Below are 19,520 nucleotides of genomic sequence, written 5' to 3' on the forward strand. Positions count from 1 at the left end.
AGGCCCCCCACCCCAACACGCGCCCCAGCCACCCAGTCCCCGTCCACGTTCCAGAGTCTCGATCCCCGCGACCCGGTGCCCCTCACGCCGTCCGCATCCCAGGTTTCCGTTCGGCCGGGGCGGGCGTGGGATGGCTAGGGTTACGGAAGTGACCGAGGAAATCATCCGGTTGTTGGCCCGACATCTGCCCGGCTACGAGGTCGGCAGCGTCAAGCGGTTGGGCGAGGGACAGGACAACGCGGCGTACGAGGTCAACGGTGAGTTGGTCGTACGGCAGAGCAAGATTGACGAGGCGGCCGGCCGTGGGGAAGCGGTGCGGCGGGAGGCGGCGTTGCTGGCTGCCGTGGCCGAGTTGTCTCCGGTGCCCGTGCCGCAGCCGGTCTTCGTGGACGAGGTGGCGGGCGTGCTGGCGTACGGCAAGCTGCCGGGCCGTCCGCTGAACCTGCACCCGGTCAGGGAGCCGATGCGCCTGGCGGCTCCTTTGGGCGGTTTCCTCAGCCGGCTCCACGCGGCCCCGGTGGAGCGGATGGAAGCGTTCGTGCCGCGGGACATCTATCCGCTGAGTGAGCTGCTGGAGGAGGCCGAGGGCCATTACGGGGAGGTCGTGGCTCACGTGCCGTCGGCCGCTCGGCGGATGGTCGAGGACTTTCTCGGTAACCCGGCCCCGGCGGAGCCCGGCGTGCCGGCGTTCTGTCACAACGACCTGGGCGCCGAGCATGTGCTGGCGGACGCCGAGACGAGCACCGTGACGGGAGTCATCGACTGGACCGACGCGGCCATCGCCGATCCCGCGTACGATCTCGCGCTCGTCTACCGGGATCTCGGTCCGGAGGTTTTCGAGCGGACACTGGCGCACTATCACGGGCGTCTCGACGACGCCGGACGTGCACGTGTCCTTTTCTACGCCCGATGCGCGCTGCTGGAGGACGTCGCGTATGGCCTGCGCTCGGGTGTCCGGTCATACGCGGACGCCGGACTGGCGCATCTCGCGCGCACCTTCTCGTGACGCGCACCTTCTGCTGACGCGCTCGCGCAGCTTCTCGTGACGTGCGTCCCCCTGAGACAGCGATCACCCGGTGACCAGGCGGTACCCCACGCCGCGGACGGTCTGGATCATCGTGTCCTCCACGTCGCCGAGCCGGGCGCGCAGGCGTTTGACGTGTACGGCGATGGTGTTGGTCGACATCCCGTCGGTCGAGTGCCAGACGTTGCGCATGATCTGCTCGCGAGTGACGGTTCTGTCGGCATTGCGCATCAGGTAGTGCAGCAGCTCGAACTCACGCAACGGCAGGTGCACCACGCGTCCGCCGACCTTCACCTGGTATGCCGTGACGTCGAGCTCCACGTCGCCGATCGTGAGCACGGTCCGGTGGCCGTCCTGCCGGCGGAAGGCCGCGTGGACCAGGGGGAGCAGCTCGGGCACGCGGTACGGCCTGGCCACGCAGGCCGTCGCGCCCGCCTCCAGGGCCTGCAGCGCCTGCCCGGCGTCGCCGCCGAAGTCGATGCCGAGCAGGACGGGCACGGATCGCGCGAGCCGTACGGCGCGGACGAAGTCGACGGGTCCGACGATGGGGAGGGAGGCGCAGATCAGCACGGCGTCGGGCCGGAGCGCCCCGGCCTGCAGCAGCGCCTGGGCGCCGTCCGGTACGCCGGTCACGTCGACGCCCTCGGCCTGCATGGCGGCCGAGAGCTGTCGCACGAGACCCGCGTCCGGATCGGCCACCAGGAGCATGGGCGCCGTCCGAGTGTCCCCCTCCACTGCGGGTGCCGTCACCCGGGTCCCTCCAATGCTGTCAGCCGGAAGCGGTCGTCACCCGAAGCGGCCCGTGATGTAGTCCTCGGTCGCCTTCTCGGCCGGATTGGTGAAGATCTTCGAGGTCTCGTCCATCTCGACGAGCTTGCCGGGCTGCCCCTGCGCGGCCAGGTTGAAGAACGCGGTCCTGTCGCTGACCCGGGCGGCCTGCTGCATGTTGTGGGTCACGATCACGATCGTGTAGTCCTGCTTGAGCTGCGAGATCAGGTCCTCGATCGCCAACGTCGAGATCGGGTCCAGAGCCGAGCACGGCTCGTCCATGAGCAGCACCTGCGGGCGTACGGCGATCGCGCGGGCGATGCACAGGCGCTGCTGCTGGCCGCCGGACAGGCCCGCGCCGGGCTTGTTCAGCCGGTCCTTGACCTCGTTCCAGAGGTTGGCGCCCTTGAGCGACTCCTCGACGACGCCCTCCAGCTCCGACCGGGAGTGACGGCCGTTGAGCCGCAGGCCCGCCGCCACGTTGTCGAAGATGGACATCGTGGGGAAGGGGTTCGGGCGCTGGAACACCATGCCGATGGTCCGCCGGACCGACACGGGGTCGACGCCGGCGCCGTACAGGTCCTGCTCCTCTAGGCGCACCTTGCCCACGACCCGTGCCCCGGGGATGACCTCGTGCATCCGGTTGAGGGTCCGCAGGAACGTCGACTTCCCGCAGCCGGACGGGCCGATGAAGGCCGTCACCGACCGCGGCTCGATGGTCATCGAGATGCCCTCGATCGCCTTGTGCGAGCCGTAGTAGGCGTCGAGGCCCGCGACCTCGATCTGCTTGGCCATTCCTTACCTCCTCCTCGCGGGCGAACGCCACCAGGTGATGAGGCGTGCGACCAGGTTGAGCAGCATGACGATCAGGATCAGCGTGAGCGCGCCGGTCCAGGCCCGGTCGATCGCGGTGTCCGTGGGGCGACCGGCCTGATCGAAGACGTACAGCGGGAGCCCCATCTGCGGCCCGTTGAACGGGTCGTTGTTGATGGAGTCGGTGATGAAGACGGTCAGCAGCAGCGGCGCGGTCTCGCCGGCGACGCGGGCGACGGCGAGCATCACGCCGGTCACGATGCCGGTGAACGCCGTGGGCAGTACGACCTTGACGATGGTGCGCCACTTGGGCACGCCCAGCGCGTACGACGCCTCGCGCAGCTCCCCGGGCACCAGGCGGAGCATCTCCTCGGCGGACCTGACCACGACCGGCATCATCAGGATCGACAGGGCGAGCGCGCCGGCGAAGCCGGAGAACGGCATGCCGAGCACGAGGATCCAGAAGGCCAGGACGAAGAGCCCGGAAACCACGGAAGGGACGCCGGTCATGACGTCCACGAAGAAGCTGATCGTGCGGGACAACCGCCCTCCCTCGCCGTACTCGACGAGGTAGACGGCGGTGAGCAGGCCGATCGGGACCGCGATGAGCGACGCGAGCAGGACCTGTTCGAGCGTCCCGATGATGGCGTGGTAGGCGCCGCCGCCGGCGTCGCGCGCCCCGATGTTGCGCATGGAGTGGGTGAGGAACTCCATGTCGAGGCGGCCGATGCCGTTCTTGACGACGAGCCACAGCACCGACACCAGCGGGATGACCGCGAGCGCGAACGCCAGGTAGACGAGCACCTGGACGAGCCGGTCCTTGACCCGCCGGACGGCGGAGATGGGCTGGATTCCGGTCTGTACGGTCACGCTGCGGCCCTCGCGTACTCCTTGCGGCGGGCGATGACGAAGCGGGCGGCCATGTTCACCAGCAGGGTGATGAGGAACAGGACGAGACCCGAGGCGATCAGCGCGCCGCGGCCCACCTCGGTCGCCTCGCCGAAGCCGTTGGCGATGTTGGCGGCGATGCTGTTGCCGTACGGGCCGAGGACCTGGAACGTGATCTTGAACGTCGCGGGGAAGATGAGCGCGACCGCGATGGTCTCGCCCATCGCGCGGCCGAGGCCCAGCATGGCGGCGCTGATGACGCCGGGCCGGCCGAACGGCAGGACCGACATCCTGATCATCTCCCAGCGCGTCGCGCCGAGCGCCAGCGCGGCCTCTTCCTGCATCTTGGGGGCCTGCAGGAAGACCTCGCGGGAGATCGCCGCGATGATCGGCAGGATCATGATCGCGAGCACCAGCGACGCGGTGAGCATGCTCTTGCCGACCACGGTGTCACCGCCGAACAGCGGGATCCAGCCGAGGTAGTCGTTGAGGAACTTCGACGGGCCGAGCATGAACGGCACGAGGAAGGCGACGCCCCACAGGCCGTACACCACGCTGGGGACCGCCGCGAGGAGGTCCACCACGTAGCCCAGGACGGAGGCGAGCCGCCGGGGCGCGTAGTGCGAGATGAACAGCGCGACGCCGACCGCCACCGGGGTGGCGATGACCAGCGCGAGCAGCGAGCTCAGCACGGTGCCGAAGGCGAGCGCCCCGATGCCGAAGACCGGCTCGGTGGCGTTCGGCTGCCAGGTCAGCTCGGTGAGGAAGTGGGATGTGTTCGCCTGGAGGGCGGGGACGGCCTTGACGACCAGGAACACCCCGATCGCGGCCATGATCGCCAGAAGGACGACACCGGCCCCGGTCGAGGCGAAGCGGAACGGGCCGTCGCCGCGGCTGCGCCGGAAGGCGGACCGGCGCATGGCCGGCCCGCTCTCCCTGGTTCTGGTTGACGTCGTCATCTGCTAGGAGATCGCCTCGACCGCGGTGCGTACCTTGGTGAGCAGGCTCGACGGCAGCGGGGCGTAGCCCAGGCTGGTCAGCGCCTGCTGGCCCTCGTCGCTGGAGGTGTAGGTGAGGAACGACTTGACCAGCTTCGCGTCCTCGGCCGCCAGGCCCTTCTCACAGGTGATCTCGTACGTGACGAGCACGATCGGGTAGGCGCCCGCGGCGCTGGTGGCGTAGTCGATCTTCAGCTTGAGGTCGTTGCCGGTGCCCTCGATCTGGGCGGCCTCGACGGTCTTGCCCGCGCTCTCCGGCGTGAGCTCGACGAACTCGCCCGAGCCGTTGGCGACCTTGGCCTTCTGGAGCTGGGAGTTCTCGGCGAAGGACAGCTCGACGTAGCTGATCGCGCCCTCGGTGCTCTTGACGCTGGAGGCGATGCCGTCCGAGCCCTTCGAACCCTGGCCCTGCGCCTCGGCCGGCCACGCCTTCGCGGGCTCGTACGGCCAGTCAGCGGTGGCCGCGAGGAACTTGGTGAAGTTGTCGCTGGTGCCCGACTCGTCCGAGCGGTGGAACGCCTGGATGGCGGTCGAGGGCAGCTTGGCGTCGGGGTTGTCCGCCTTGATGGCCGGGTCGTCCCACTTGGTGATCTTGCTGTTGAAGATGCCGCCGATGGTCTTCGGCGAGAGCTGCAGGCCGTCCACGCCCGGCAGGTTGTAGACGACGGCCACCGGACCGGTCACCATCGGCAGGTTGATCGCCTTGCCGGTCTTGCAGCGGGCGTCGGCCTGGGCGGGCTCGCCCTTGTCCTCCTTCAGGGCCGAGTCGGAGCCGGCGAACGCCACGGTGCCCTGGATGAACGCCTGGACGCCGGCGCCGGAGCCGCTCGGGTTGTAGTTGATGCTGACGCCGGGGTTCGACGACTGGAAGTTCTTCTTCCACTCCGCGATGGCGTTCGCCTGGGCCGATGAGCCGGCGGCGTTGATGGTGCCCTGAAGGGTGTCGTCGCCCTGTGCGGGAGCGGCGGCGCTGGAGGTGCCCCCCGCCGTGCTCGTGTTGTCATCGGTCCCGCATGCGGCGAGCGAGAGCACGCCGGCGATGGTGGCGGCGGCGAGCCGGCCTGCATACTTCACGGTTGTTCCTCCCCTTGTCTTCTCAACATCAGGGACGGTAGGGAGCCAAGGTGACCTAAAACCTTGGTAAAGGTGAACGCGCAATGAACGCCCCCGGTCGCTCTCGTACGACTCCTGAAGAGATAACGAGCAGGTCACGGGCGTTATAGGAGAGGATTGAGTTCATGAAGCGTGTATGTCTGGTCTGCATGGGGAACATCTGCCGATCGCCCATGGCCGAGGTCGTGCTGCGCCGTACGCTGGCCGAACGCGGGCTCGACGTGGAGGTGGACAGCGCCGGGACCGGAGGCTGGCACGCGGGGAAGCCGATGGACGAGCGGGCCCTGGCCACGCTGGCCGACCACGGGTACGACGGATCGTCCCACCGGGCCCGGCAGTTCGACCGGGCGTGGTTCGCCGAGCGCGACCTCGTCCTCGTGATGGACCGCGAGAACCTGCGCGCCATACGGCGGATCGCGCCGCCGGACGCCGACGTGCGGCTGCTGCGGTCGTTCGACCCCGCCGCCCCCGAGGGCGCCGAGGTGCCCGATCCCTACTACGGCGGGCGGCAGGGCTTCGTCGAGGTGCTGCGCATGGTCGAGGCGGCGTGCGAAGGGGTGGCCAAGTACCTTGAGGATCATTAGGAACCTCGGCGGCGGGCACGCCTGGACGCTGCACGAGGGCGTGCTCGACGACGGCCGCCGGGTGTTCGTCAAGAGGAGTGCGGCCGCGTCCGCGGTGCTGGAGAGCGAGGCGGCGGGGCTGCGCTGGCTGGCCGAGCCGGGAGCGGTGGCCGTCCCCGAGGTGATCGCCGCGGACGGCGGCGCGCTGGTGCTGGAGTGGATCGACACCGCTCCCGCGACGGCGGTGGCCGCCGAGCGGTTCGGCCGTTCGCTCGCGGCGCTGCACGCCGCCGGCGCCGCGGACTTCGGCGCTCCCTGGCCCGGCTACATCGCCGAGCTCGCGATGGGCAACGAGCCCGCGCCGGACTGGCCCTCGTTCTACGTCTCCCGCCGGGTGCTTCCGTTCGTACGGCTCGCACGCGACCGCGGCGCGCTGTCGGCCGCCGACGTGGAGCTGGTCGAGGAGGCGTGCGACCGGGTGACGGAGATCGCCGGGCCGGCCGAGCCGCCGAGCCGGATCCACGGCGACCTGTGGAGCGGGAACCTGCTGTGGTCCGCGGACGGGGTCGTGCTCGTCGACCCGGCCGCCCACGGCGGCCACAGGGAGACCGACCTCGCGATGCTGGCGCTGTTCGGGGCGCCGCACCTCAACACGATCCTCGCCGCCTACCGCGAGGCGGCGCCCCTCGCGGACGGCTGGCGTGAGCGCGTGCCCCTGCACCAGCTCCACCCGCTGGCCGTCCACGTCTGCCTGTTCGGCGAGGCGTACCGCGGCAGCCTTCTCACCGCCGCGGGCGACGTCCTCGCCTTGTGACGCTCACCGATAGGAGGCGTGAGGGGACAGGCGCTTGAGGACCTCGTCGTGGAGAAGGCCGTTGGTGCACACGAGATTGCCGCCCTCGAGCGGCGGGGTGCCGTCGAGGGAGGTGCAGGAGCCGCCGGCCTCCTCGACGATGATCGTGAGGGCGGCCATGTCCCACGGGCTCAGCTCGGGCTCGGCGGAGATGTCCACCGCGCCCTCGGCGACCATCATGTGCGACCAGAAGTCACCGTAGCCGCGGGTGCGCCAGCACTCCCTGGTGAGACCGAGGAACGGGTCGAGCCGCCCGGCCTTCTCCCATTCCTCCAGGTCGGAGAAGGAGAAGGAGGCGTCGTCGAGGCGGCCGACCGAGGACACCTCGCAGCGCGTCGCCTTGCTCATGTTGCGCCCGGTCCACGCGCCGCTCTCCTTGGCGGCCCACCAGCGGCGGCCGAGCGCCGGGGCCGAGACCACGCCCACGACGACCTTGCCGTGCTCCATCAGCGCGATCAGCGTGGCCCACACGGGGACCCCGCGCACGTAGTTCTTCGTGCCGTCGATCGGGTCGACGATCCAGGAGCGCATGCCGTACCCGGTCATGCCGAACTCCTCGCCGACGACGGCGTCGCGGGGGCGCGCACGGCGCAGCGTGCCGCGGATGGCCTCCTCCACGGCCCGGTCGGCGTCGCTGACCGGGGTGAGGTCGGGCTTGGTGTCGACCTTGAGGTCCACGGCCTTGAAACGGCGCATCGTCATGTCGTCGGCGGCGTCCGCCAGCAGATGCGCGAGGTGCAGGTCGTCGCGGTACTCCGTCACAGGCCCAACGTATCGTGCCCCGACCTGGTCACATCAGAGGATGGATCGCCCCGAACCGTACCTGCCGGTAACATCCCGGCCATGGACATCGGCGCCTTCATGCTCGACAGCGTTCCTTTCGCGCGGCTGCTCGGCATCACGTTCGACTCGATCCGCACCGGTGCGGCGGTCGCGCGCCTGGCCGATCGGGGAGACCTGCACAACCACGTGGGCGGCCCGCACGCCGGCGCCCTGTTCACGCTGGCGGAGACCGCCTCGGGCGCGGCCATGCTGTCGGCCTTCGGCGACCAGCTGTCCCGGGCCGTGCCGCTGGCCACCGAGGCGGCGATCCGCTACCTCAAGCTCGCCAAGGGCGAGGTCACGGCGGCCGCCACTCTGCGGGCCGAGCGGGAGGCGGTCGTCGCCCGGCTGGACGCGGGGGAGCGGCCCGAGTTCGAGGTCGGCGTCGAGATCCGCGACGCCGACGACGTCGTCGTCTCGGAGATGACCGTCTCCTGGACCCTGCGCACCAACCGCCGGAGCTGAGGCGTCACTCGGCGAGGACGTCGTCCGGGGAGGAGCGCGCGAGCGCGGCGAGGGTGGCGAGGGCGCTTTCCAGCGTGTGCGCGGGCGGTGAGGCGAGGCCGAGGCGGACGGCGTTCGGCGTGCGGTGGTCGCCGACGGCGAAGGCGGCCGCCGGAGTGACGGCGATGCCGTGCCGCGCCGCGGCGGCCACGAACGTGTCGGCCCGCCACGGCGGCGGGAGCTCCCACCAGCAGTAGTAGGACCGCGGGTCGGCGCGGACGGCGAACTCGGCCAGGTGACGCGCCGCGATCTCCTGCCGGGCCTCGGCGTCCCGCCGCTTGCCCCGGCTGAGCGCTCCCACCACGCCGTCACCGGCCAGCCGGACCGCCGCCTCCAGCGCGAAGCGCGGCGGCGCCGCGCCCATCGAGTGCAGCGCCGCGGTCACGCCGGAGGTCGCGGCCTCGGGTACGACCGCGAACCCGACGGTCAGCCCGGGCGCGAGCCGCTTGGACAGGCTGTCGACGAGGATCGTGCGCTCGGGCGCCACGGCGGCGAGCGGGGGCAGGTCGTCCCGGAGGAACGACCAGATGCCGTCCTCGATCGCGGGCACGTCCAGCCGTGTGAGCACGGCCGCGAGCGCGGCGCGGCGCTCCACCGGCATGCTGGCCGACAACGGGTTGTGCAGCGTCGGCTGGAGATAGACGGCTCTGAGCGGAGCCCCGCGCGCGGCGGTCTCCACGGCCTCGGGAACCAGGCCCGCGTCGTCGACCGGCAGGGGGACGAGGGTGACCCCGAGCCGGGTGGCGATCGTCTTCACGACGGGGTAGGTGAGCTCCTCGACGCCCAGCCGCGTGCCCGGCGGGACCAGCGCGGCGACGACGGCCGCGATCGCCTGGCGTCCGTTGCCCGCGAAGAGCACCCGTGCCGGGTCCGGGCGCCAGCCCGGGCGGGCGAGCAGGTCCGCGACGACCTCGCGGGCGACGGGGGTGCCCGCCGCGCCCACCGGCCGCATGGAGGCCTCCAGCACGTCCGGGCGCAGCAGTCGCCTGATGCCGTCCCCGAGCAGACGGGCCTGCTCGGGGATGACGGGATAGTTGAGTTCGAGGTCCACCCTGCTGCCGCTCGGTTCGGCCAGGGCGGTCCCCGGGCGCCGGGCGGAGGCGCGTACGAAGGTGCCGCGGCCGACCTCGCCGACCGTGAGGCCGCGGCGGGTCAGCTCCGCGTAGACGCGCGCCGCGGTGGAGCCGGCGATGCCGCGCCGGCGGGCGAAGTCCCGCTGCGGAGGCAGCCGGTCTCCCGGCCTGAGCCGCCCGGCCGTGATGTCGGCGGCCACCTCGTCCGCCAGCTCCCGGTAGCTCTCCACCGCCGCCTCCTCTCCGTGCCACGGTGACGCATTCAAACACGACATTGCTCCGAGAACAATATGAATTATTGCCCTGATAACGCGAGGAGGATTAGCCTGATAAAGCCGTCCGGACCGGTGTGAATGACCTGCCAAGAGAAAGCGACATCGATGGTCGAACCTCACGCGGTCCTGGGCGTCGTGTCCGTGGCGCTCGGAATGGTGCTGTCCCCGGGCCCGAACATGATGTATCTGGTCTCCCGCAGCATCAGCCAGGGACGCCGGGCCGGAATCATCTCGTTGAGCGGAGTCGTCGCGGGATTCCTCGCCTACCTGACGGCGGCGAATCTCGGGTTGGCCGTGCTGTTCGCCGCCGTACCGGAGGTCCTCGCCGCGATCCGGCTGGCCGGGGCGGGTTACCTGATGTGGCTCGCCTGGAAGACGATCAGGCCGGGCGGTGCGTCGGTCTTCACCGTGCGGGAGGTGCCGGACGATTCACCGCTCCGGCTGTTCACCATGGGACTGATGACGAACCTGCTCAATCCAAAGATAGCCATTCTGTATATCTCCGTCATTCCGCAGTTCGTCGATCTCGGCGCGGGACACGTGCTGGTCCAGGGTGTCGTTCTCGGCCTCTTCCAGATCGCGGTGGCCTCGACGGTGAACCTGTCGATCGTGCTGGCCGCCGGAAGCGTCGCGGGTTTTCTGGCGCAGCGGCCGGCGTGGCTGCGGGCCCAGCGGATCGCCATGGGGAGCCTGCTCGGAGTGCTCGCCGTGACACTGGCTCTCGGCGGTGGCGGCGTGTTCTGACGTCCCGGTCGCCGGGACTGCTTCACCGCCGCCTGAGCGACGCCCGGATCGGCGGACTTCAGTCCTCGTCGGCGGAGCCCTCGCGGCTGGCGAGCAGTCGCCGCAGGGACTCCAGCCGCGTGGGATCGGCGTGCCCCTCCGCGACGTAGCGGTCGAGGGCGCACTCGTCGCCGAGGTGGGTGCAGCCCTTGGGGCAGCCGGCCGTGGCGTCCACCAGGTCGGGGAAGGCGGCGAGCACGGTCTCCACCGAGATGTGCGCGAGCCCGAAGCTGCGTACGCCGGGGGTGTCGATGATCCAGCCGCCCTCCGGCAGTTCGAGGGCGACCGCGGAGGTGGAGGTGTGCCTGCCGCGCCCGGTGACGGCGTTCACGTGGGACACGGCCCGGCGGGCGTGCGGGACCAGCGCGTTCACCAGGGTCGACTTGCCGACCCCCGAGTGGCCGACGAGCACGCTGATCCGGTCCTCGAGCGCTTCGCCCAGGTCGTCGAGCGGGCCGCCCTTGCGGACGACGACGTACGGCACGCCGAGGGGTTCGTACAGCGCCACGAGGTCGGCGGCGGGCGCCAGGTCGGCCTTGGTGAGGCACAGCAGCGGCTCGACGTCGGCGTCGTAGGCCGCGACGAGCATCCGGTCGATCATCCGGGGGCGCGGCGGGGGGTCGGCGAGCGCGGTGACGATGACCAGCTGGTCGGCGTTGGCGACGATGGGACGCTCGATGTCGTCGACGTCGTCGGCGCTGCGGCGCAGCATCGAGGTGCGCTCCTCCACGCGGACGATGCGCGCCAGCGTGTCGGGCTGCCCGGTGACGTCACCCACCAGCGCCACGCGGTCGCCCACGACGATGCCCTTGCGGCCGAGCTCGCGGGCCTTCATCGCCACGACGAGCGTCCGCTCGCCCCTCCGCTTCTTGGGCGTGGCGGAGCGGGGGACGCCCTCGCCCACCAGACAGGTGTAACGCCCGCGGTCGACGGCCACCACGAAACCCTCGACCGCCTCGCTGTGGGCAGGCCGGATCCGCGTCCGGGGCCGTGAGCCCTTGCCCGGCCTGACCCTGACGTCGTCCTCGTCGTACTGCCGCTTTCTCAGTGCCCGCGCCCTTCGGAGTGCACCGACCCCGGGTGATCCCCGCTGCCCAGCATCGCGGTCCACATGCGGGGGAACTCGGGCAGCGTCTTGCCGGTCGTGGCGATGTCCTCTACCTCGACGCCCGGCACGACCAGGCCGATGACCGCGCCCGCCGTGGCCATGCGGTGGTCGGCGTACGAGTGGAAGACGCCGCCGGTCAGCGGCCGGGGGTGGATCTCCAGGCCGTCGTCGGTCTCCCGGGCGTCGCCGCCCAGCCGGTTGATCTCCGTGGCGAGGGCGGTGATCCGGTCGGTCTCGTGCCCCCGGATGTGCGCCACGCCCCGGATGCGGGACGGCCCGTCGGCCAGCGCGGCCAGCGCGGCGATCGTGGGAGTGAGCTCGCTGACGTCGTGCAGGTCGGCGTCGATGCCGCGCACCCTGCCTTCGCCGGTCACCCGCAGGCCCTCCGGCACCCGCTCGACCCGCGCGCCCATCTCGGCGAGCAGCCCGCGAAGCGCGTCGCCGCCCTGCGTCGTCTCCTCCGGCCAGTCCGGGACGACGACCGAACCCCCGGTGACCAGGGCCGCGGCCAGGAAGGGCGCGGCGTTGGACAGGTCGGGCTCGACCGTGACGTCCCTGGCCCGGATCGGGCCGGGCTGCACCCGCCACACGTCGCGCTCGGAGTCGTCCACCTCGACCCCCGCCTGGCGCAGCATCTGCACCGTCATCTCGATGTGCGGCATCGACGGGACGGGCGGGCCGCTGTGCCGTACGGTCACGCCTTTCTCGAAGCGCGCGGCGGCCAGCAGCAGGCCGGAGACCATCTGCGAGGAGACCGAGGCGTCGAGGGTGACCTCGCCGCCCGGGATCGGACCGCGGATCGTGAACGGCAGCGCGTCGTTGTCCACCGACGCGCCGAGCGCCCGCAGCGCGCCCAGGATCGGGCCCATCGGCCGCTTGCGCGCGTGCGCGTCGCCGTCGAAGAAGACCGGCCCGTCGGCCAGCGCGGCGACCGGGGGCACGAAGCGCATCACGGTCCCGGCGAGCCCGACGTCGACCGACGCCCCGCCGCGCACGGGATGAGGGATCACCGACCAGTCCACGCTGTCGGCGCTCTCGTTGGACGGCGTCATCTCGGCGCCGAGCGAGCGCAGCGCCGCCGCCATCAGGTCGGCGTCGCGGCTGCGCAGCGCGAGCCGTACGGTGCCGGGGGCGTCGGCCAGCGCGGCGAGCAGCAGCGCGCGGTTGGTCACCGACTTGGAGCCGGGCAGGCGGACCGTCGCACGGACCGGCTCGGCGGCCACCGGGGCGGGCCAGAGCGGTGCGGCGGCGTTCTGGTGGACGGCGTGCGGCTCGGCGCCGCCGGACGCGGACTGCGGAGAGGCCATGTCCGCAAGCTTAGTGTGCGCGTGCGCGCCCGGGCCGTCTCGGAGAACGCGTACGGCCCCCGTAAGTGGCAGTCTTGGTGGCATGTGCGGGAGGTACGCGTCGGCGCGCAAGAAGCAGGAGTTGCTGGAGGAGTTCCAGGTCGAGCTGGACGGTGTGCCCGACCAGGAGCTGCGGCCCGACTACAACGTCGCGCCCACGAAGAACGTCTACGCGGTCATGTGCCGCGTGCCCAAGGACGACGACGGGGAGAGCCGGGGCGACGAGCCCGTCAGGCAGCTCCGGGTGGTCCGGTGGGGGCTCGTGCCGAGCTGGGCCAAGGACCCGTCGGTGGGCTCGCGGATGATCAACGCCAGGGTGGAGACGGTGGCGGAGAAGCCGTCCTACCGCAGGGCGCTGAAGTCCCGGCGCTGCCTGATCCCGGCGGACGGCTACTACGAGTGGATGCCGCTCGAAGGCAAGAAGAAGCAGCCGTTCTTCATCCACCCCGCCGACGGCGGCGTGCTCGCGATGGCCGGCCTGTACGAGTTCTGGAAGGACCCCACCCGCCCGGACGACGACCCGCTGAAGTGGCTGTGCACCTGCACGGTGATCACCACCACGGCGGCGGACAAGCTGGGCCGCATCCACGACCGGATGCCGATGATGGTCGAGCGCGAGCGCTGGGCGGAGTGGCTCGACCCGCGGGTGACCGACCCCACCGGCCTGCTCGTCCCGGCCGGGCCGGACCGGCTGGAGGCGTACGCGGTGTCGGACGCCGTGAACAGCGTCCGCCACAACGGCCCCGAGCTCATCGAGCCCCTCGAAGGAGACGACGTGCCGCGGCTCCTCTGACAGGCCGCGGAATCCGAGAAAACCGCGCGTTCGTCCTATCGCGGACAACTTGTTGATCGGGGACATGGCCGGACGTACGCTCCGGTGGCGCTTTGCACGACATGTACGTAACTCGCCACTCCCAGTCACCAGGAGCGTTACATGTCCCTGACGAACGACCTCACGGGCCCACCGGCCGAGCCGAGGACGGTGACCTTCGCAACGGTCAAGGTGACGGCCGACTACAAGGCGCTGCGTGCCCTCACCGCGGACAAGTACCCGGAGTACTTCAACCGCGTCTACACGCTGTTCACCGGGCTCGAATTCGACGTCTGGTCGCACATCGCGCAGTACGAGGGCGAGGACAAGCTGTGGCTGGCCCACGCCCTCTACCTGTACGGCAAGAACAAGGACGCCCTCCCCGCCGGTTTCGACCACACGGCGGCGGTGGCCCGTCTGATGAACCGGGCGACCCAGCGCACGGCGATGCCCGGCGCCCAGGACGACGCGTTCGAACGGGAGGTGCTCCGGGCCAGTGGATGGGTGTCGGCGATGGTCGTCAGGAACCTCGCCCCGCCGGACCAGGGCGAGACCGCGAAGCTGACCTCGATCTACAACCCCCCGGGCCAGGACCGGGACGGCAGGCAGCAGGTCGGGCCGCTGCGCAAGGACGTGCTCAAGGAGCTGATCGACGTGCTGGCGAAGGTGGTGGACGAGCAGCTCCTCCACTGGGTGCGGCCCAGGAACACGCCCTCCGAGCCGGAGTCGCTCGACCATCTCAAGCGCATCGCCGACTATCTCCAGAAGTACGTCGCCCGCGTTCTCGGGCCGTACGCGGACGCCTGGGAGGACGGGCCGTACTTCGACGGATTCCGCTACTCCGAGCGCCTGCAGAGCACGTGGGAACTGCCCGCAGGGCCCGCCCAGCGGCTCAACTGGATGACGAACAGGGCCCAGGCGGTCGGCTGGGACAAAGAGCGGGGAGCGCTGCTCGCCAAGGCGAACTACGACGGCACCCGTGGCGGCGACCAGGAGACGCTGCGCCAGATGCTGCGCGAGCGTCTGGAGTCCGACGAGTCCCTGAGCAGGCGGGTCGGCGCCATGATCAAGCTGACCGCGGCGCACAGCGGGGGCGAGGGCAAGATCTCCGTGCAGCCGATCTTTCCCAGCGCCACCTGGGGCACGAAGGCCGACTGGCGCTGGCGGGTGATCAGGACCCTCGCCCATGAGCTGATGCACCGGCTCGCACACCCCGGCTTCACCGCCACGGCGGGCAGGATCCGGCACGGGCAGATCGTCTCCGAGGGCTTCGTCGATCTGCTGGCCCTCGACGTCTACACACGGCTGTGGGGCCTGGTGTCCCAGTCGAGCGCCGCCACCGAGATCCTGCTGAAGGGCGTCGGCGCGACCAAGGCGCCCGACCCGTCGTTCCTGAAGGTGGGCTACGGCGAGGCGGGAACGTCGGCGGCGGCGGTCCGCGATCTGCTGGGCGACGACCGCGTCAGGGCGGCCTTCTTCCTCGGCGCGACGCACCTCATCGGGCTGCCCTCCGCGCAATGAGCACGTACGGGGATCTCCAAGGGGTGTAAGCGGCGCGCGAAGTGGGCATCCGTTCGGGAAAGCGGCCGCACGTGAGGTGATCGGCCGCTGACCGACCAGGAGACCGGGGGCTCCTGGGCGGGTGACTCCCCCACTCCCGGAGGTGCGGATCCGTGGACGTCGCGACCGTGCGTATGCGCCTGGAAGGCATGCTCGCCGAACTCGACCGGTCGATCAGCGTGCTGCGTGGGGATCCGGTCGCCGCGCACGACAGGTCCCTCGCCGACGCGGGAGCCGACCTCACCGACGCCGACCGGACCCGGGCCATGCTCGACGCCGCGTCCCGGCAGCGTACGGCCGTGCTGGCCGCGCTGCGGCGGCTGGACGACGGCGGTTACGGCCGGTGCGTCGACTGCGGCGCCCTCGTTCCCGAGGGCAGGCTGGAGGCACGCCCCGAGGCGGCCCGCTGCGTGCAGTGCCAGTCGCGGACCGAGCGCCGCCGCTGAGTCCGCCGTCCCCGAACACCGGGAGAGCGGTCACAAGGGCTTGCGCGCGCTGGCCACCAGGTGGATGCCGACCGTGTCGTCGTCGTCGGCCTCGGTCTCGAGTTCGGTGCGGACCAGCCAGGACAGCGACTTGCTCTCCGTGCTCAGCACGTGGTCGACGGTGGAGGGGGACAGCACCGTGCGCGGGCGCACCCACTCCACCTCCAGGCCGGCGCCGGTGATCAGCTCGCGTATCTGCTGGCTGGTGAAGCAGCGGGTGATGCTGCCGTCGGGCCACGGGATGAGCATGACCTCGCCCGTCTGGCACAGATGCGCCCAGTAGTTCTGCTCGGCCAGGATCGCCATCCCGAGGACCAGCGAGTCGACGCACAGCAGCGCGCGCCCGCCGGGCCGCAGCACCCGGGCCACGTCCTCGATTACGGACTCCGCCATGATCTCGACCGACAGCACGCGCTCCTCGGCGACCACGCCGTCCACGCAGCCCTCGGGCAGGAAGCCGAGGTCGTCGGCGCGCACCTTCTGTATGCGGTCGGAGGCGTCGCGCAACCACGGTTCGGCGGGTCTGCGGAAGTCCATGACCTCGATCACCCGGTGACCGGCGCGCGCCGCCTGGACCGGCCACCGCCCCCGCCCGCCGGACAGGTCCAGCAGGAGGGAGGGCCGGTCGGGCAGCCACTGGCGCAGCTGCTCGGCGACGACCGCGTGATAAAAGGTCCAGTACGGCCCGAGTGTGCCCGAGCCGTTGAGTTCGTTGGCCGGTATAGGCAGCACGAGCGGCTCCTGGACTCTGGCTGCCCCACGTATGGGGGTGAGACAGCGAAACTCGGTTTCCGGGCTACCAAGCCGGTGCTTACTTTTTTCCCCGCACCGGGTCGTTCGTCACCTCAATCTGCACCGGGAACAGACTCTACGCCCGCCCTGTTGCAGTTGGGCATGAAGACGTTGGTGCTGCCAGAAGGCCTCGACGGGCTGGACCTCACCGGGCCGGTATCCTCGGCTGGGTACGGTGTCCTTAAGGGGGTGGGTCCGGTCTCCAAGACAGCCGAGGAGACTCTGGAGCAGCGCAGCGAGCGGTTCGAGCGCGACGTGATGCCGTTTCTCGACCAGCTCTATTCGGCCGCACTCCGGATGACCCGAAACGCAGCGGATGCGGAGGATCTCCTCCAAGAGACCTTCGCCAAGGCGTTCGCCTCCTTCCACCAGTTCCAGGAGGGGACGAACCTCAAGGCCTGGCTCTACCGCATCCTCACCAACACCTTCATCAACAGCTACCGGAAGAAGCAGCGGGAGCCCAAGCAGGCGGGCACCGAGGAGATCGAGGACTGGCAGCTCGCGCGCGCGGAGTCGCACACGTCGAGCGGGCTGAAGTCGGCCGAGATCGAGGCGCTCGAACACCTTCCCGACAGCGACGTGAAGGACGCTCTCGCCGCGCTCCCCGAGGAGTTCCGCATCGCCGTCTATCTGGCGGACGTGGAGGGCTTCCCGTACAAGGAGATCGCCGAGATCATGGGCACGCCCATCGGGACCGTGATGTCGCGCCTCCACCGGGGCCGCCGGCAGCTGCGCAACCAGCTCGAGGACTACGCGCGCGAACGCGGTCTCGTGCGGCCGGACTCCCGCGGCGCGGGTCTCGGCGGGACGCTTGGCGAGGAGGAGCGATGAGCTGCGGGAAACACCACGACACCCCGTGTAGCGAGGTGCTCGACCGGGTGTACACCTACCTGGACGGCGAGCTGGACAACGACCGCATCGCCGAGATCAGGCAGCACCTCGACGAGTGCGGCCCCTGCCTGGAGGAGTACGGCCTTGAGGAGGCCGTCAAGCGGATCGTGGCCAAGCACTGCGGGTGCGACCCCGTGCCGCGGGACCTGCGCGCCAAGGTGCTCAGCAGGATCGAGCAGGTACGCGCCGAGATGGTGGAATAGCCCGCGGCCCACGGAAGGCGTGACCGGGCCGCGCCGGGGCAATGGCTCGTTAGGATCTTCCGTACAGGCCGGGAAGGGCGGGGACATGCGGGCACTTGTCACGGGCGGGGCGGGGTTCATCGGATCCACCCTCGTCGATCGGCTGTTGGCGGACGGCCACGAGGTCGCGGTGGTGGACGACCTGTCGTCCGGGCACGTGCGCAACCCCGACGCCCCCCTGCACGCCATGGACGTGCGCGACCCCGCGCTCGCGGAGTTCGCCGAGCGCTGGAGGCCGGAGGTCGTCTGTCACCTCGCCGCGCAGATCAGCGTGCGCAGGAGCGTCGCCGACCCGCTGACCGACACCAGGATCAACGTCGAGGGCACGGTCAACGTGCTGGAGGCCGCCCGCCGCGCCGGGGCCCGCAAGGTCGTCTACGCGTCCTCCGTCGCCGTCTACGGCAGGCCGGCCGTGATCCCGGTCCCGGGAGAAGCCCCTACCGATCCCCGCTCGCCGTACGCCGCCTCCAAGCTCGGCGGCGAGCTGTACCTCGCCACCTACCGGGCGCTGTACGGGCTCGAATACACCACGCTCGTGCTGTCGAACGTCTACGGGCCGCGCCAGTCGCCCGAGGGTGAGGCCGGGGTGGTCGCCATCTTCACCGACGCCCTGCTGGCGCGGAAGCCCACGGTCGTCTACGGCGACGGCTCCCAGACGCGCGACTACGTCTTCGTCGAGGACGTGGTGGACGGTTTCGCCCGCGCCTGCGGGCCGCACGGCGACGGCCGCCGCTTCAACCTGGGCACCGGCGTGCAGACCACCGACCGTGAGCTGCACACCCTGGTCGCCGCGGCGGCCGGAGCACCCGACCAGCCGCGCTTCGAGCCGCCGCGCATGGGCGATCTCCCCGCGATGGCCGTCGACCCCGCTCCCGCGTTCGAGGCCCTCGGCTGGCGCCCCCGGCACGACCTGCCCACCGGTCTCAAGGCCACCGTCGAGTGGGCCCGCCAAGCGCTTGTCTGACCTGTGAACCCGACGACCGGGGCGGACGTCTCAGCGGTGTGATGCGTCTGCGTTCGACCGCCCTCGTCGTCGCCCTCGCCGTGTGCGCGACAGCCGTACCGGCCGGGTGCTCGACCGGGCCGAAAGCGGTGCCGGACGCGTGCCCGCGGCGCTGGGGCGGAGAGGGCGTCGGCGGCTGGGTGCCGGCCGCCGCGGATGTGGACGGCGCCGGCGAGTCGCTGGTGCCCGGCTCGCCGGTCCGGGCGCTGATCTGCGCCTACCCCGGGAGCAACACGGATCCGGGCGGCGAACGGCTGGCCGGGTCGCGCACGCTGACGGACCAGGTGGCGGTGATGGCGCGCGACCTCGCGTACCTGCCGGTGACCTCTGGTGAACCCTCGATGGACTGCACGGACATGGGCGGGCCCATGACGAACTACCTGGTTCGCTTCGCGTACGCCGACGGCTCGGCGCTGTGGGTGGGCAGCGCCGAGGAGGTGAACTCCTGCGTCGCGACGACGAACGGCACGGTCCGGACCCGCTCGTACGTCGGGGAGGCCCTGACCGCCGCCTATCGGGAGGGGACGTGGCGGTCACCCTGGCCGTACGACGGCTGACTGCCCGCCTCGCGCCGGGAGAAGGCACGCCATGAAAAGGCGCTGACAAACCGGTGCAATTGCACGCGGTGTGATGGCTTGGTTACGGTTTGGCTGCGATGGTCGCGACATCCCGGACCGGCCGTCGGCCCTTCTGTAGCCTGAATCCGACATCGACGTGGAGGCGGCGCAATGCTAGGGAAGACCGTCGTCAGGCTGATAGTGGCGCTGGCGCTGCTCACTCCGGTGGTCGCTTTGGCCGGTCTCGC

22 protein-coding genes are annotated in these 19,520 nt (G+C 70.9%); 12 read left to right on the top strand and 10 right to left on the bottom strand.

From position 1 onward, the window contains the following. Nucleotides 1-148 precede the first annotated feature (148 nt). Nucleotides 149-1,006 carry a phosphotransferase gene (locus HHX41_RS37485; RefSeq protein WP_182909749.1) on the top strand — a complete coding sequence of 286 codons (858 nt, stop codon included), beginning with the start codon at nucleotides 149-151 and terminating at the stop codon, nucleotides 1,004-1,006. Between the two features lie 63 nt (nucleotides 1,007-1,069). Here HHX41_RS37485 and HHX41_RS37490 read toward each other — a convergent pair whose 3' ends face one another. Genes HHX41_RS37490 through pstS form a run of 5 tightly spaced genes read right to left on the bottom strand, consistent with a single transcriptional unit; the run spans nucleotide 1,070 to nucleotide 5,565 of the window. Beyond that, the gene (locus tag HHX41_RS37490; RefSeq protein ID WP_310742358.1) at nucleotides 1,070-1,774 is read right to left on the bottom strand and encodes a response regulator transcription factor; all 705 of its coding nucleotides are present in this window, start codon (nucleotides 1,772-1,774) and stop codon (nucleotides 1,070-1,072) included. Between the two features lie 36 nt (nucleotides 1,775-1,810). Next, the gene (gene pstB / locus HHX41_RS37495) at nucleotides 1,811-2,587 is read right to left on the bottom strand and encodes a phosphate ABC transporter ATP-binding protein PstB (RefSeq protein WP_182909750.1); all 777 of its coding nucleotides are present in this window, start codon (nucleotides 2,585-2,587) and stop codon (nucleotides 1,811-1,813) included. Nucleotides 2,588-2,590: 3 nt separating this feature from the next. Continuing rightward, entirely contained in the window at nucleotides 2,591-3,475 is an 885-nt protein-coding gene (gene pstA / locus HHX41_RS37500) for a phosphate ABC transporter permease PstA (RefSeq protein ID WP_169988114.1), read from the bottom strand. Continuing rightward, the gene (gene pstC, locus HHX41_RS37505) at nucleotides 3,472-4,452 is read right to left on the bottom strand and encodes a phosphate ABC transporter permease subunit PstC (RefSeq protein ID WP_182909751.1); all 981 of its coding nucleotides are present in this window, start codon (nucleotides 4,450-4,452) and stop codon (nucleotides 3,472-3,474) included. The genes pstA and pstC overlap by 4 nt, the downstream gene beginning before the upstream one ends. A gap of 3 nt (nucleotides 4,453-4,455) precedes the next feature. Beyond that, complete coding sequence (pstS, locus tag HHX41_RS37510) at nucleotides 4,456-5,565, bottom strand: phosphate ABC transporter substrate-binding protein PstS (RefSeq protein WP_169988117.1); 1,110 nt, start codon at nucleotides 5,563-5,565, stop codon at nucleotides 4,456-4,458. 164 nt (nucleotides 5,566-5,729) lie between these two features. Between pstS and HHX41_RS37515 the strand changes: the two genes are divergently transcribed. Continuing rightward, nucleotides 5,730-6,188, top strand: a complete 459-nt coding sequence (locus HHX41_RS37515) for a low molecular weight protein-tyrosine-phosphatase (protein ID WP_182909752.1) — start codon at nucleotides 5,730-5,732, stop codon at nucleotides 6,186-6,188. Continuing rightward, entirely contained in the window at nucleotides 6,175-6,981 is an 807-nt protein-coding gene (locus tag HHX41_RS37520) for a fructosamine kinase family protein (protein WP_182909753.1), read from the top strand. Before HHX41_RS37515 ends, HHX41_RS37520 begins: the two co-directional genes overlap by 14 nt. Nucleotides 6,982-6,984: 3 nt before the next feature. Here HHX41_RS37520 and hisN read toward each other — a convergent pair whose 3' ends face one another. Then, nucleotides 6,985-7,782 (bottom strand): histidinol-phosphatase, encoded by a 798-nt coding sequence (gene hisN / locus HHX41_RS37525; protein ID WP_169988123.1) that lies wholly within the window; start codon nucleotides 7,780-7,782, stop codon nucleotides 6,985-6,987. 81 nt (nucleotides 7,783-7,863) lie between these two features. Here hisN and HHX41_RS37530 point away from each other — a divergent pair, with 81 nt between their 5' ends. Then, on the top strand, nucleotides 7,864-8,307 hold the full coding sequence (locus HHX41_RS37530) for a DUF4442 domain-containing protein (protein WP_182909754.1): 444 nt from the start codon (nucleotides 7,864-7,866) through the stop codon (nucleotides 8,305-8,307). Nucleotides 8,308-8,311: 4 nt separating this feature from the next. Here the strand turns inward: HHX41_RS37530 and HHX41_RS37535 are convergent, their stop codons facing one another. Beyond that, nucleotides 8,312-9,649, bottom strand: a complete 1,338-nt coding sequence (locus HHX41_RS37535) for a PLP-dependent aminotransferase family protein (protein WP_182909755.1) — start codon at nucleotides 9,647-9,649, stop codon at nucleotides 8,312-8,314. Between the two features lie 150 nt (nucleotides 9,650-9,799). Between HHX41_RS37535 and HHX41_RS37540 the strand changes: the two genes are divergently transcribed. Beyond that, nucleotides 9,800-10,438, top strand: a complete 639-nt coding sequence (locus HHX41_RS37540; RefSeq protein ID WP_169988127.1) for a LysE family translocator — start codon at nucleotides 9,800-9,802, stop codon at nucleotides 10,436-10,438. Nucleotides 10,439-10,496: 58 nt separating this feature from the next. Here HHX41_RS37540 and rsgA read toward each other — a convergent pair whose 3' ends face one another. Beyond that, entirely contained in the window at nucleotides 10,497-11,525 is a 1,029-nt protein-coding gene (gene rsgA / locus HHX41_RS37545; protein ID WP_182909785.1) for a ribosome small subunit-dependent GTPase A, read from the bottom strand. Continuing rightward, nucleotides 11,522-12,892, bottom strand: a complete 1,371-nt coding sequence (gene aroA, locus HHX41_RS37550; RefSeq protein ID WP_169988129.1) for a 3-phosphoshikimate 1-carboxyvinyltransferase — start codon at nucleotides 12,890-12,892, stop codon at nucleotides 11,522-11,524. Before aroA ends, rsgA begins: the two co-directional genes overlap by 4 nt. Nucleotides 12,893-12,974: 82 nt before the next feature. On the opposite strand from aroA, the gene HHX41_RS37555 reads away from it, so the two are divergent. The 3 genes from HHX41_RS37555 to HHX41_RS37565 all read left to right on the top strand — a co-directional run bounded on the left by HHX41_RS37555 (nucleotide 12,975) and on the right by HHX41_RS37565 (nucleotide 15,748). Beyond that, complete coding sequence (locus tag HHX41_RS37555; protein WP_182909756.1) at nucleotides 12,975-13,724, top strand: SOS response-associated peptidase; 750 nt, start codon at nucleotides 12,975-12,977, stop codon at nucleotides 13,722-13,724. 141 nt (nucleotides 13,725-13,865) lie between these two features. Next, nucleotides 13,866-15,263 (top strand): hypothetical protein, encoded by a 1,398-nt coding sequence (locus HHX41_RS37560; protein ID WP_182909757.1) that lies wholly within the window; start codon nucleotides 13,866-13,868, stop codon nucleotides 15,261-15,263. Between the two features lie 152 nt (nucleotides 15,264-15,415). Next, on the top strand, nucleotides 15,416-15,748 hold the full coding sequence (locus tag HHX41_RS37565; RefSeq protein ID WP_169988134.1) for a TraR/DksA family transcriptional regulator: 333 nt from the start codon (nucleotides 15,416-15,418) through the stop codon (nucleotides 15,746-15,748). A 30-nt stretch (nucleotides 15,749-15,778) separates the two neighbouring features. Here the strand turns inward: HHX41_RS37565 and HHX41_RS37570 are convergent, their stop codons facing one another. Further along, complete coding sequence (locus HHX41_RS37570) at nucleotides 15,779-16,519, bottom strand: methyltransferase domain-containing protein (RefSeq protein WP_169988136.1); 741 nt, start codon at nucleotides 16,517-16,519, stop codon at nucleotides 15,779-15,781. Nucleotides 16,520-16,837: 318 nt separating this feature from the next. On the opposite strand from HHX41_RS37570, the gene HHX41_RS37575 reads away from it, so the two are divergent. The 4 genes from HHX41_RS37575 (at nucleotide 16,838) to HHX41_RS37590 (ending at nucleotide 19,272) form a co-directional block, all read left to right on the top strand. Further along, nucleotides 16,838-17,410 (top strand): sigma-70 family RNA polymerase sigma factor, encoded by a 573-nt coding sequence (locus HHX41_RS37575; protein WP_249350825.1) that lies wholly within the window; start codon nucleotides 16,838-16,840, stop codon nucleotides 17,408-17,410. Next, a complete protein-coding gene (gene rsrA / locus HHX41_RS37580; protein WP_169988140.1) occupies nucleotides 17,407-17,673 on the top strand; it encodes a mycothiol system anti-sigma-R factor in 267 nt (88 codons plus the stop codon). Before HHX41_RS37575 ends, rsrA begins: the two co-directional genes overlap by 4 nt. 85 nt (nucleotides 17,674-17,758) lie before the next feature. Beyond that, on the top strand, nucleotides 17,759-18,676 hold the full coding sequence (locus tag HHX41_RS37585) for an NAD-dependent epimerase/dehydratase family protein (RefSeq protein WP_169988142.1): 918 nt from the start codon (nucleotides 17,759-17,761) through the stop codon (nucleotides 18,674-18,676). A 41-nt stretch (nucleotides 18,677-18,717) separates the two neighbouring features. Continuing rightward, nucleotides 18,718-19,272 (top strand): hypothetical protein, encoded by a 555-nt coding sequence (locus HHX41_RS37590; RefSeq protein WP_182909758.1) that lies wholly within the window; start codon nucleotides 18,718-18,720, stop codon nucleotides 19,270-19,272. Nucleotides 19,273-19,520 lie beyond the last annotated feature (248 nt).

The organism is Microbispora sp. H13382, assembly GCF_014161445.1.
Classification (GTDB): Bacteria; Actinomycetota; Actinomycetes; order Streptosporangiales; family Streptosporangiaceae; genus Microbispora.

What these genes read in the sequence shown, in the direction of transcription:
- pstB (WP_182909750.1), bottom strand. Translation starts at nt 2,587, where the DNA reads ATGGCCAAGCAGATCGAGGTCGCGGGCCTCGACGCCTACTACGGCTCG.
- pstC (WP_182909751.1), bottom strand. Translation starts at nt 4,452, where the DNA reads ATGACGACGTCAACCAGAACCAGGGAGAGCGGGCCGGCCATGCGCCGG.
- HHX41_RS37515 (WP_182909752.1), top strand. Translation starts at nt 5,730, where the DNA reads ATGAAGCGTGTATGTCTGGTCTGCATGGGGAACATCTGCCGATCGCCC.
- HHX41_RS37530 (WP_182909754.1), top strand. Translation starts at nt 7,864, where the DNA reads ATGGACATCGGCGCCTTCATGCTCGACAGCGTTCCTTTCGCGCGGCTG.
- HHX41_RS37540 (WP_169988127.1), top strand. Translation starts at nt 9,800, where the DNA reads ATGGTCGAACCTCACGCGGTCCTGGGCGTCGTGTCCGTGGCGCTCGGA.
- aroA (WP_169988129.1), bottom strand. Translation starts at nt 12,892, where the DNA reads ATGGCCTCTCCGCAGTCCGCGTCCGGCGGCGCCGAGCCGCACGCCGTC.
- HHX41_RS37555 (WP_182909756.1), top strand. Translation starts at nt 12,975, where the DNA reads ATGTGCGGGAGGTACGCGTCGGCGCGCAAGAAGCAGGAGTTGCTGGAG.
- HHX41_RS37560 (WP_182909757.1), top strand. Translation starts at nt 13,866, where the DNA reads ATGTCCCTGACGAACGACCTCACGGGCCCACCGGCCGAGCCGAGGACG.
- HHX41_RS37575 (WP_249350825.1), top strand. Translation starts at nt 16,838, where the DNA reads ATGCCGTTTCTCGACCAGCTCTATTCGGCCGCACTCCGGATGACCCGA.
- rsrA (WP_169988140.1), top strand. Translation starts at nt 17,407, where the DNA reads ATGAGCTGCGGGAAACACCACGACACCCCGTGTAGCGAGGTGCTCGAC.
- HHX41_RS37585 (WP_169988142.1), top strand. Translation starts at nt 17,759, where the DNA reads ATGCGGGCACTTGTCACGGGCGGGGCGGGGTTCATCGGATCCACCCTC.
- HHX41_RS37590 (WP_182909758.1), top strand. Translation starts at nt 18,718, where the DNA reads ATGCGTCTGCGTTCGACCGCCCTCGTCGTCGCCCTCGCCGTGTGCGCG.